This is a genomic window from Candidatus Binatus sp. (genome assembly GCF_030646925.1).
Classification (GTDB): domain Bacteria; phylum Desulfobacterota; class Binatia; order Binatales; family Binataceae; genus Binatus.
Window position 1 is genome coordinate 51597 of record NZ_JAUSKL010000109.1, and the last position, 11609, is coordinate 63205.

The following is an 11609-nucleotide window of genomic DNA, read 5'->3' on the forward strand; positions in this document are numbered from 1 at the left end:
AACAGAGAGTAGGGTGCAACGACTGACTGCGATGAAGATTAATGCGCTGAAGTGGGGCGTGTTCGAAGCGGCGATGGTGCTGATGGTCGCAATGGGCAGCGCGCGCGCGGACGGAACCGTCGCGATGAAGACGCCGGTCAGCCACGAACTGCGGCAGGTGCTCGATCGATTACAAAAGCATTATCGCGATACCAACTCGTTCTCCGCGAAGTTCAACGAGGAGATCGCGACCGTCGGCGCGCCGAAGCGCAACCGCGCCGGCGCCGTGTCGTTTCGCAAGCCGGGCCGGATGCGCTGGGATTTCATCGAGCCCGAGAAGCAAACGATCGTGAGCGATGGCGAGATGCTGTTCAGCTACGACCCGGACCTGAACCAGGTGGTGCAGACGCCGCTCAAGAGCGCGCTCAAATCGAGCAGCGCGACCTCGTTCCTGCTGGGGATGGGCAATATCGATCACGATTTCAGCGCGGAGTTTGCGTCGCCGCCGAAGCCCGGCGATTTGATTCATCTGAAGCTCAACGCGAAGGCGGGCGGATACCGAATCGAAATCGGACTCGATCCCAAGAGCTACGATCTGGTGACGCTGACTCTCACCGATCAACTCGGCGACGTGACCGCAGTCAGGTTCAGCGATATCCGCAGCAACGTGCGAATCTCCGAGGATCAGTTTGCGTTCAAGGCGCCGGCCGGCGCGGATATCGTGACGGCGCCTTCGTCAACTGCGCCGGATGCCCCGGATAACGACGACTAGTTCATTTTTCCTTCGCGCGATTGCCTCGATCGGCACATGCGGGTAGCGTTAGTGGCCCCATAATTTTCGACGCATCATGGAAAAAATTCATCTCCTGACGCTTGGATGTCCCAAGAATCTCGCCGACAGCGAGCTGATGCTTGGCGCGCTGACGTCGGCGGGTTTCGAGATCACGCTCGACCCGGACGAGGCGCAGGTGCTGGTGGTGAACACGTGCGCGTTTATCGAGGCGGCGAAGAAGGAGTCGATCGACGCGATTCTCGAAGCGGCGGAGGTCAAGCATCGCGGAGCCGGCAAGCGGCTGGTGGTCGCGGGATGCCTGTCGCAACGCTACGCAATCGAGCTTGCCGATTCGATGCCCGAGGTGGACGTGTTCGTCGGCACGGGCAATTTTCTCGAGCTGCCGGAGTTGCTGCGACGGACCGAATCGCCCGAGATGCGGCCGATACCGTATGCCGGCGCGGCTCATCTGCTGCCGAGCGCGCAGGTGGCGCGAATCAAGACCGGAGATTTCTTCACGTCTTACTTGAAGATTTCCGAAGGGTGCAATCATAAGTGCGCGTTCTGCATCATCCCGAAAATTCGCGGCTTGCATGAGAGCCGGCCGGCCGCCGATCTCGTCACCGAAGCGCGTATGCTGGTGCGTGGCGGCGTCCGCGAACTGAATCTGATCGCGCAGGATCTGACCGCGTACGGACGCGACCTCCAGCCCGCGTCGAGTCTTGCTGCGCTGCTCGAGGAATTGTCGGAAATCGAAGATTTGCGCTGGATTCGGCTGCTCTACTGTTATCCGAATTTCGTTACCGACGAATTGCTCGACGCGATCGCGAGCTTGCCGAAGGTGCTCAAGTATATCGACATGCCGCTGCAGCACGCCGACGACGCGATGCTGCGTGCGATGCGCCGCGAGCGGTCCGGCGCGGCGCTGCGCAAGCTGCTGGACCGTATTCGCGCGCGGATTCCCGGCGTAGTGCTCCGGACGTCGTTTATCGTGGGATTCCCCGGCGAGACCGACGCGGCATTCGCGCGGCTGGTCGACTTCGTGCGCGAGGAAACCTTCGATCGCGTCGGCGTGTTCACCTACTCGCGCGAGGAAAACACCGCCGCATACGATTTGCCGGACCAGGTGCCGGAGCGCGTCAAGCGCGCGCGGCGCTCCGAACTGATGGCGATCCAATCGGAGATTTCGCTCACGAAAAATCGGAGCTTCGTCGGCGGCGAAGTCGAAGTGCTGGTCGAAGGACCGATGCCCGGACGCGGCACGCGCTTGCGCGGCCGGAGCAGAGGGCAGGCGCCGGAAATCGACGGCAGCGTGTTTCTCGCGGGCGAGGCCGAGCCGGGAGAGTTTGTCCGCGCGCGCATCGACAAGGCGCTCAGCTATGACTTGCAAGCCACGATCGTGGGCGTGGCTGCATAGGCGGGAAAGGGAGCAGACCGAGATGCCAAAGAAAGCGGCCGCCGCGCGTCGAAAGAGATTCCTCGCCAACCTGCGCGAGCGTCTGTTGGAAACCAAGAACAAGCTGCTCGACGAATTCGATTCGGTATTGCGCACCGAACGCGAAGGCAACGTGGACGAAGGCCGCGATTCATACGACCTCGCGTCGGAGGAGCGCGATCGCGAAATCAGTTTTATCCTGTCGGATCGCGAGCGCGTGAAGCTGAAGCAGGTCGAAGATGCGCTCGCGCGGATAGCCGACAATTCGTACGGCGTGTGCGAATCGTGCGGGCTTGAGATCGCGGAAGAGCGCTTGAGTGCGATGCCGTTCACGCGGCTCTGCCGCGATTGCCAGCAGGATCAGGAACGCGAGGCGAAAACCCAGCGCGCCTTCGACGACGAGCGCAACGCGTATCGCAAGTCCGGCTCGACCGACGCCGACGACGACACCGCCTAGCGCGGTGGCTGACGGATTCGGCAACGCTTGGTTGATCTGTCAGGCGTCTCGGCACCCTCACCAGCCTCGTCGCTCCGCGCCTCGGCTACCTCCTCCGCAACGAAGCGGGCGAGGTATCGGAAGGCAGCCTCCGCTCAGAATGCGGAAGGGAGTCGAACAATTGGATAGCTGGTGGCGGCTACCAGCGGGGGGATTCGGCGAGGCCGATTCCCATCGCGACCTTGCCGAGCAGTTCGCGGGCGCGGGCGTTCGAGAGCGGATGATTCACGCCGGCGCGGACATCGCGGAAATAGCGCTCCATCGGAAATTTCTTGAGCATCCCGTGCGCGCCGACGACTTCCATGCAGTAATCGACGGCGCGGATCGCATTGTTCGTGGCGACGTATTTCGGCATCACGACCCGCGCGAGTCCGGCTTCGCCCTTGAACGACGCGCGATCGTGGATGTAGTCGCGGGCGACCCCCAGATAGAGCGCGCGCGACTGCGCGATTAGAGCTTCAGCCTCGGCAATCGCGAACTGGACGCCGGGTAGATATTTGATCGGGCGCGGCATCGCGAACGGCTTCAATCGATCGGCAAATTCCTTGGTGAACTTCAGCGCCGCGATCGCGATACCGGTGTAGGTCGCGGCAACGGAAATTCCGAACCATGAGAACAGCGAGATCGCGTGCTCATTGACGGGACCGACCGGCCGTTGCTCGGCCATCGCGATCGTGGGCACGCGAACATCTTTGATGACGAGGTCGTGGCTGGCGGTCGCGCGCATGCCCATCGCGTCCCAGGTCTCGATCAATTCGAGGCCGGGCGTGCCGCGCGGGACGACAAATGTCGCCGCCGAGATTGGATTACTGTCTTCGATCGTCGCCATCACCATGAACAGATCGATGACGGGCGAGAGGCTGGTGAAGGTCTTGTGGCCGTTCAGGATGTAAGTGGCGCCGTCGCGCCGCGCGCGGGTCGCGAAGTGACCCCAATCGCCGCCGGTTTCGGGTTCGCTGATGCCGCCGCCGAGAATTTGTTTGGCGCGCCCGATAGCGTCGAAGAAAAACGATTCCTCGGGGCGCCCAGTGGCGCGTTCGACCATGCTGCCGAGGCCGAACAGATGCATGTTGATTGCGATGGTGGTCGCGGCGCATCCCTGCGCGAGTTGCTCCTGGCAAAGCGCGAAGTCTTCGAGGTCGCCGCCGAGGCCGCCGTTCTTTTCGGGAATGAGGAGCGCGGTGTAGCCGGCGTCCTTCATTTTTTGAACATTCTCGGCCGGGAACGAATTATCGCGATCATGCTCGGCGGCGCGCGAGGCGAAATCGGCCGCGAGTTCGGCTGCTATCGCCACCAATTGTTCGTGTCGGCTGGACATTCTATTCGCACCTATTCGCCAGCCGGCGCGGGCTGCGGAATCAACGGGATCATCAGTCGCTGAGCATACGGCATGATCGTGGTGAACAGATCTACTTGCGAATCGAGTGATTTACCAAGCCCGCTCAGCAGACCCATCATGCGGCTGACGAGCAATACGTCGGCGGGCACTTCGACGACCGGATTGGCGCGGAGCGTGCGCGGAAACTCCTCGGAGAATTGTTCGATGAGTTCCTTGTCGGCGTATGCCTTCTTCGATTTGATTGTGTTGCCGAGAAAAAGATCCGATAGCGCGAGCAGGGTGTCGGGCGAGCCGTTGCGCGTGCGGAAGCCAAGCTCGCCGAAGCTGCGGACAATCCCGGCGCGATCAGAAGTGAGGATCGCAAACGTCAGGCGGACGATTCCATCGCGAAATAATGGCGGGAAATCCTTCGCCAGGCCGAAATCCAGCAGCACGATCTTCGGGCCCGGCTGAATCAGGATGTTGCCCGGATGCGGGTCGGCGTGGAAGAAACCGTCGCGCAGCACCTGCTCGCAAAAATTCTCGACCAGCTTTTGCGCGACGACGTGCTTGTTGATTCCCGCGCGCTCGAGACCTTCGACGTCGGTCACCTTGATGCCGCTCACCAGTTCCATCGTCAGCACGCGGCGGGTGGTGAACTCGCGATACACCTCGGGGATGATGACGTCGGGGTTGTGCGCGAAGTTGCGGCGCATCGTCTGGGAATTGTCGGCCTCATGCTCGAAGTCGAGTTCCATCGGGATGTACTTGAGCATCTCGCGCATCAGGATGCGGTAGTCGAAGTCGTGCTCGAGCATCGCGAGCCAGCGGAGCACGGTGGTCATGTTTTTGAGATCGGCGCGCACGATTCCGTCGATTCCGGGATACTGGACTTTGACTGCGCATTCGCGGCCGTCGTGCAGGCGCGCGCGATGCACCTGCGCGAGCGAGGCGGAGGCAATCGGCGCCGCGTCGAACTCGGCGTACACGTCGCCGAGTGGACGTTCAAGCTCGCGCTCGATCTGATCGTGGATCATCGCAAGCGGGCGCGGCGGAACGCGATCGTGCAGGCCGGACAGCGTCGAGACCCATTCGTCGGGCAGCACGTCGGCGCGAGTCGCGATGAACTGCGACGCCTTGATCAGCAGGCCTTCCAGCTGAATCGCGGTGCTATAGAGAGCGCGCGCGGCGCGCAGATCCTGGCGTCGATAAAGTTCGGCCTTGTTGCGGTCGCTGATGAATCGCGTCCAGAGCTGCACGCTCTTGTAGCCGAGGTAAACGCGCGCGGCGAGCCAGACGACATTCCCGAACCGCCACGCGCGGGTCAGCAGGCCGGGGCCAGTGATATCGGCAGGGAAGTCGAGATAATTGTCGGGCTTCGAAGTGGGCATCTAATCGCAGTCGTTAGCGCGGCACGCGGCGCCGGATTTGATTGATCTTACGCGATGCGGAATCTGAATCCTACGCGATGCGCGCCCGGCAGAACAGCCGCTGCGCGGCGAAGTCGATTCGGCGGCCTTATTCGCTGTTGACTGACATCGCGATCTGCGTCTATTCTGCTCGCTATGTCAGGTACCGAGGTGCGTCTTGTCCCCAATTCAACTGTGGTGGTTGTCCTCCTGAATTGAGACGGACATCGATACTTGGCTCAAAAGGCCTCGGGTGCTGCAGAGCCCCGGGGCCTTTTCCTTTTCTGGCGTGGCAGATGGTGTGGAAATGTACGCAGTGGACGCAATCAAGGTACCGACAATCAACGACGTCATCCGCCGCTATTACACGGTGTGGGGGATGTACTCATTCGCCGGCGGATTCCTGTTCGGGGTCTATCCGATATTCCTGCATTCGCGCGGACTCAGCCAGTTCGAAATCAACAGCGTGCTCGCGACCTACTTCGTCGTGCTGTTCGTCACCGACGTGCCGACCGGCGCGTTTGCAGACCTGCTTGGACGCCGGCGCTCGTACGTGCTGGGCGCGGCGCTCAGGGTGTGCGCATTCATCGTCTATTACTATGCGCATCACTACTACGTGTTCCTGATCGCGGAGAGTATCGACGGTGTCGGCACGACCTTCGGCAACGGCGCGATCGATGCGTGGGGTGTCGATGCGCTCGACGACGCGGGCCACGCGGGCCTCAAGGATCGCCTGTTTTCGCGAGTGGCGCAGCTTAGTACCGCGGGCTTTATGGCGTCGGCGCTGATCGGCGCATACGTCGCCGACATCGATATCGCGTTGCCGTGGCTGCTCGGCGCGGCGGGCTATTTCATCAGCGGGATCGTCGGCGCATACATGATGCACGACGAGCGGCCGCGTGAAGTCCGCCACAGGATTTCGGCGATCCCGCGCGAGGTGGCGACGCGCGTGATCGACGGAATCCGGGTCGGGCTCGGCGCGCGGATGGTGCTGATGCTGAGCGCGGCGGGCGCGATCACGTTCGCGGCGTGGGCGCCGTACTGGGTCGAGTGGCCGGTGATGTTCAACGAGAGTTTCGGCGTCGGCGTATGGATCATCGGCTGGATCTATTGCGGGCTGTCGTCGGCGCGGATGATCGGCGCGGAGATCAGCGCGCGGACCGAGGGCGACGAATCGCAGCGGGCGTCGCGCGTGAGCGCGCTGGTGATTCTCGCGAGCATCATGCTGTTCTTCGCGGGCGTGTTCGGCGGGCGGCCATACTGGGCGCTGGGGCTGCTGTTCCTGATGAACCTCTGCACGGGCGCGATGCAGCCGCTGGTGCAGAGCTGGTTCAACGAGCAGCTTGAATCGAGCAATCGCGCGACGCTGCTGTCGTTCAACAGCACGTTCGCGACGATGGGAGGATCGATTGGCCTGCTCGGCGCGGGGCGCATCGCGGACACGGCGGGAATCCCGTTCGAGTGGCAGATATCGGCGCTGATCTCGCTTTGCGCGGCGCCGATTTATTGGGCCTTGAAGCCGCGGATGAGCCCGGTGACGGCGCTCACCAACTCGGCGAAGTAAGCGCCGCGTCGGCAGGAGCGAAGCGTCCCACTAGCGGCGCTGGCCACTGTCGGTTAAAACTTAATGTTCGCGCGCATCAACGGATCGCGCCGCAAAGCATCGAGCACAGAAGGAGATCGACCAGTTCGAGGAACAATGGATTTCCCACGCATCAAGCGATTGCCGCCCTACGTCTTCAACGCGATCGGAGAGCTATGCCTGAAGGCGCGGCAGGCCGGCGAGGACATTATCGATTTCGGCATGGGCAATCCCGACGAGCCGACGCCGCCGCATATCGTAGCCAAGTTGATCGAGGCGGCGGGAAAGCCTGCGAATCATCGCTACTCGGTGTCGCGCGGAGTGTACAAGCTGAGGCTCGCGATTTGCGATTGGTACATGCGGCGTTACGGCGTCGAGCTCGACCCCGATTCGGAAGCGATCGTGACGATCGGCTCGAAGGAAGGAATCGCACACATGGCGCTGGCGATTCTCGATCAGGGCGACGTGGTGCTGGCGCCGACGCCGACCTATCCGATTCATCAATATGGATGCATCATTGCGGGCGCGCAGGTGCAGGGCGTACCACTGCGGCGCGGCGAGGAATTTTTCGACGAGCTGATGGCGACGGTGAATCGATGCTGGCCGCGGCCGAAATTCCTGATCATGAATTTTCCGCACAATCCGACCACGGCGACGGTCGATTTGCATTTCATGCATCGCGTGGTCGAGTTCGCGCGCGAAAACGAAATCATGGTGGCGCAGGATTTCGCCTACGCGGACCTGTGTTTTGACGGTTACAAGGCGCCCTCGATGATGCAGGTGCCGGGCGCCAAAGAGGTGGGCGTCGAATTTTTCACGTTGTCGAAGAGCTACAACATGCCGGGCTGGCGGGTCGGGTTCGCAGTCGGCAATCGCGAGATGATCGGCGCGCTCAGCCGGCTCAAATCGTACTTAGACTACGGGATGTTCGCGCCGGTGCAGGTGGCGGCAATCGCGGCGCTGAACGGTCCGCAGGATTGCGTGAGCGAGATCAATGCGACCTACAAGCGGCGGCGCGACGTGCTGGTCGAGGGGCTGAATCGCGCCGGATGGCCGGTCGAGAAGCCCAAGGCCACGATGTTTGTGTGGGCGCCGATTCCGGAGCCGTTCCGCGCGATGGGCTCGCTCGAGTTTGCCAAGTTCCTGCTGGCGGAGGCCAAGGTCGCGGTCTCGCCGGGAATTGGATTCGGCGCGGACGGCGACGGCTTCGTGCGCTTCGCGCTGATCGAAAATGAGCATCGCACGCGCCAGGCGATTCGCGGCATCCGTCATGCGCTGGCTCGCGGCGCCGCGGAAATACAAGTACGCGCGGCGAGCGTCTCCTGAACCGCAGCATAGAAACGCAGTCGGCGGAATCAGATTGAAACCGGTGCGGATTGCGCTACTCGGATGCGGCACGGTTGGCGGCGGCGTCGTCAAGTTGATGCGCCGCAATGCCGCGATCTATGAGCGCAAGCTCGGCGCGCCGCTCGAACTGGCGGTCATCGCCGATCGAAGCCTCAAGCCGGACCCGTCACTCGGCATCACCGCGAAACTGATCAGCCGCGACAACGAAGCGACGGTTGCGCGTCCCGACGTCGATATCGTTGTGGAGCTGTTCGGCGGCAAAACGCCGGCGCGCGAGCTAATCCTGCGCGCGCTCGGAGCGGGCAAGGATGTCGTCACCGGCAACAAGGCGTTGCTGGCCGAGCACGGCGACGAGATCTTTCGTGTGGCGGGCAAACGGGGACTTTCGGTGGGCTTCGAGGCGAGCGTCGGCGGCGGCGTGCCGATCATCCGCATCCTGCGCGATTCGCTGGCGGGCGATCGCCAGCGCGCAGTTTACGGAATCGTCAACGGCACCTGCAACTCGATTCTCACCACCATGACCGAGACCGGAGTCGAATTTGCGTCGGCGCTGGCTGACGCGCAGGCGACCGGACTCGCGGAAGCGAATCCCGCGCTGGATATCGAAGGGCACGACGCGGCGCACAAGCTTTGCCTGCTGGTGACGCTGGCGTTTGGCGTCGGGCTCAAGCCGCGCCAAGTCTATACCGAGGGCATCACGCGCATCACGCAATCTGATATCGAGTACGCGCGCGAGCTTGGCTACGCGATCAAACTGCTCGCGATCGCGAAAGACGACGACGGCGCGATCGAAGCGCGGGTGCATCCGACGATGATCCCGAATCGGCATCTGCTGGCGGGCGTCGGCGGCGCATACAACGCGATCTATATCCACGGCGAGGCGCTCGGCTCGACGATGTGCTCGGGCCTGGGCGCGGGGCAGATGCCGACGGCGACGGCGGTGATGGCGGACATCCTGGAAATCGCGCGGCGGCGCTTGTCGGGGAGTTCGGGAGCGTCGAATGCGCTCGGCCTGCCGGCGGAATTGATCGAGCGCGCCAGTGTCAAGCCGATGGACGACGTGGTATGCGAATATTACCTGCGGTTCATGGCGCGGGATAAGCCGGGAGTGCTCGGCGCGATCGCGTCGGTGCTCGGCCGTCACGGGCTGTCGATCGCGTCGGTGATCCAGAAGGGGCGCGGCGCGGCGCAGACAGTGCCGGTGATTATGCGCACGCATGAGGCGCCGGAGCGCAGCTTGAAACGCGCGCTGGCGGAAATTCGAAGGAAGAGAATCGTGCAATCAACGCCCGCGTTTATCCGTATCGAGGAGAATCTTTAGCCGATGAGCCACGACCCGCAGCGCACATCGGAACGCCCGCGCCTCACCAATTGGCCCGGGCTGATCGAGCACTACCGGCGCTTCCTGCCAGTCACCGATGCGACGCCGGTCGTGACATTGAACGAGGGCAATACGCCGCTGATCGAGGCGCCCGCGATCGCGGAGCGGCTCGGACTGAATATCAAGGTTTACTTTAAGTTTGAGGGGGCCAATCCGACGGGCTCGTTCAAGGACCGCGGCATGACGGTCGCGATCTCAAAGGCGTTGGGCGAAGGCGCGCGCGCCGTGATTTGCGCTTCGACCGGCAATACCGCAGCGTCGGCGGCGGCATATGCAGGCCGGGCGGGACTGAAGGCATACGTGCTGATTCCCAAGGGCGCGGTGGCGCTGGGCAAGTTGTCGCAAAGCGTGATGCATGGCGCGCGGGTGCTCGAGGTAATCGGCAACTTCGATATCTGCCTGAAGGTCGTGCGTGATTTGGCGGAGCGCGACCCGGTCCGAATCCGGCTGGTAAACAGCGTCAATCCCGACCGAATCGCGGGGCAGAAAACTGCGGCGTTCGAGATTTGCGATCAGCTCGGCGACGCGCCGACGCATCATTTTCTGCCGGTCGGCAACGCGGGCAACATCACGGCGTACTGGGCTGGCTATCAGGAATACAAATCAGTCGGACTGAGCGAGCGGCTGCCGAAAATGATGGGCTACCAGGCGGCTGAGTCGGCGCCAATTGTCGTGGGGCATCCGATTGACGATCCGCACACGGTCGCGACCGCGATCAAAATCGGCAATCCCGCGAGCTGGAAAGGTGCGACGACGGCGCGCGATGAATCGGGCGGAATCATCGACATGGTGACCGACGCGGAGATTCTCGCGGCGTATCGGTTGATCGCGGCGGGCGGCATTTTCGCCGAGCCGGCGTCGGCAGCGTCGGTCGCGGGATTGCTGAAATTCGCGGGTACCGGGATGCTCAAGCCGGGCTCCGTCGTCGTGTGTACGCTCACCGGCCACGGGCTCAAGGATCCGGACACGGCGCTGAAAAATCTGAGCAACACGATCGTGGTCGAACCGGATATCGAAAAGGTGCTGAGAGTTTTGGAGCGCGAATAGTCGCGCGATTAAATCAACGGTGCGATGAAGTACATCATCATTCACGGCGACGGGATGGCCGATTGGCCGTGCGACGAGCTTGGGCGCAAGACGCCGCTCGAGGCCGCGCGCAAACCCAACATGGATTTGCTCGCGACGCGCGGCACGCTCGGCATGGTCGCGACGATTCCTGCCGGGATGCCGTCGGGCAGCGACGTCGGCACGATGACGATGCTCGGCTACGATCCGCGGCGTTATCACACCGGGCGCGCGCCGATCGAAGCGGCCAGCATGGGAATTGAGATGGGTGTGCGCGACGTCGTGTTCCGGATGAACCTGGTGTCGCTCAAGCCGGACGACGGTGGCGCGATGCTGATGAACGACTTCACGTCCGGGCACATCACGAGCGAGGAAGCGGCGCAGATCGTCGATGATATCCGGCGTGAACTGGGCGGAGATGGAATCGAGTTTTTCAACGGCGTCAGCTACCGGCATCTGATGATGTGGCGCGGCGGCGTGACGGAGACGAAACTCACGCCGCCGCACGACATCACCGGCAAGCCGATCGAAACGCATCTGCCGATCGGGCCGGGTGCCGACTTGCTGCGCAATCTGATGACGCGATCGGTGGAGATTCTGCGCGAGCATCCGGTCAATATCGCACGGCGCGCGAACGGCAAAATCGGGGCAACGTCGGCGTGGTTTTGGGGGCAGGGGACTCGCCCCGCGGTGCCGACGCTCAAGGATCGCTTCGGCGTCGAAGGCAGAGTCATCTCGGCGGTGGACCTGGTCAACGGACTCGGCCGGCTCGCGGGACTCGAATTGATCAAGGTGCCGGGCGCGACTGGATATCTGGATACCGAC

General features: G+C 62.8%; 10 protein-coding genes. 8 read left to right on the forward strand and 2 right to left on the reverse strand.

Annotation, left to right across the window (positions count from 1 at the left end):
• Positions 1-31: 31 nt before the first annotated feature.
• The 3 genes from Q7S58_RS19225 to Q7S58_RS19235 all read left to right on the forward strand — a co-directional run bounded on the left by Q7S58_RS19225 (position 32) and on the right by Q7S58_RS19235 (position 2643).
• The gene (locus tag Q7S58_RS19225) at positions 32-751 is read left to right on the forward strand and encodes an outer membrane lipoprotein carrier protein LolA (protein ID WP_304829856.1); all 720 of its coding nucleotides are present in this window, start codon (positions 32-34) and stop codon (positions 749-751) included.
• 76 nt (positions 752-827) lie between these two features.
• The gene (rimO, locus tag Q7S58_RS19230) at positions 828-2168 is read left to right on the forward strand and encodes a 30S ribosomal protein S12 methylthiotransferase RimO (protein WP_304829859.1); all 1341 of its coding nucleotides are present in this window, start codon (positions 828-830) and stop codon (positions 2166-2168) included.
• 22 nt (positions 2169-2190) lie between these two features.
• On the forward strand, positions 2191-2643 hold the full coding sequence (locus Q7S58_RS19235; RefSeq protein WP_304829862.1) for a TraR/DksA family transcriptional regulator: 453 nt from the start codon (positions 2191-2193) through the stop codon (positions 2641-2643).
• A 178-nt stretch (positions 2644-2821) separates the two neighbouring features.
• Here Q7S58_RS19235 and Q7S58_RS19240 read toward each other — a convergent pair whose 3' ends face one another.
• Both Q7S58_RS19240 and Q7S58_RS19245 read right to left on the reverse strand, forming a co-directional pair.
• Entirely contained in the window at positions 2822-4000 is a 1179-nt protein-coding gene (locus Q7S58_RS19240) for an acyl-CoA dehydrogenase family protein (RefSeq protein ID WP_304829865.1), read from the reverse strand.
• Between the two features lie 11 nt (positions 4001-4011).
• Positions 4012-5391, reverse strand: coding sequence for an AarF/ABC1/UbiB kinase family protein (locus Q7S58_RS19245; protein ID WP_304829868.1), 1380 nt, complete (start codon positions 5389-5391; stop codon positions 4012-4014).
• Positions 5392-5725: 334 nt separating this feature from the next.
• Here Q7S58_RS19245 and Q7S58_RS19250 point away from each other — a divergent pair, with 334 nt between their 5' ends.
• From Q7S58_RS19250 to apgM, 5 genes are all read left to right on the forward strand, one after another.
• Positions 5726-6973, forward strand: coding sequence for an MFS transporter (locus tag Q7S58_RS19250; RefSeq protein WP_304829871.1), 1248 nt, complete (start codon positions 5726-5728; stop codon positions 6971-6973).
• 135 nt (positions 6974-7108) lie between these two features.
• Complete coding sequence (gene alaC, locus Q7S58_RS19255; RefSeq protein ID WP_304829874.1) at positions 7109-8317, forward strand: alanine transaminase; 1209 nt, start codon at positions 7109-7111, stop codon at positions 8315-8317.
• A 43-nt stretch (positions 8318-8360) separates the two neighbouring features.
• Positions 8361-9659 carry a homoserine dehydrogenase gene (locus tag Q7S58_RS19260; RefSeq protein WP_304829877.1) on the forward strand — a complete coding sequence of 433 codons (1299 nt, stop codon included), beginning with the start codon at positions 8361-8363 and terminating at the stop codon, positions 9657-9659.
• A gap of 3 nt (positions 9660-9662) precedes the next feature.
• Positions 9663-10766 (forward strand): threonine synthase, encoded by a 1104-nt coding sequence (gene thrC, locus Q7S58_RS19265; protein WP_304829880.1) that lies wholly within the window; start codon positions 9663-9665, stop codon positions 10764-10766.
• A 24-nt stretch (positions 10767-10790) separates the two neighbouring features.
• A partial coding sequence (gene apgM / locus Q7S58_RS19270) for a 2,3-bisphosphoglycerate-independent phosphoglycerate mutase (RefSeq protein WP_304829883.1) occupies positions 10791-11609 on the forward strand: 819 nt, incomplete at its 3' end.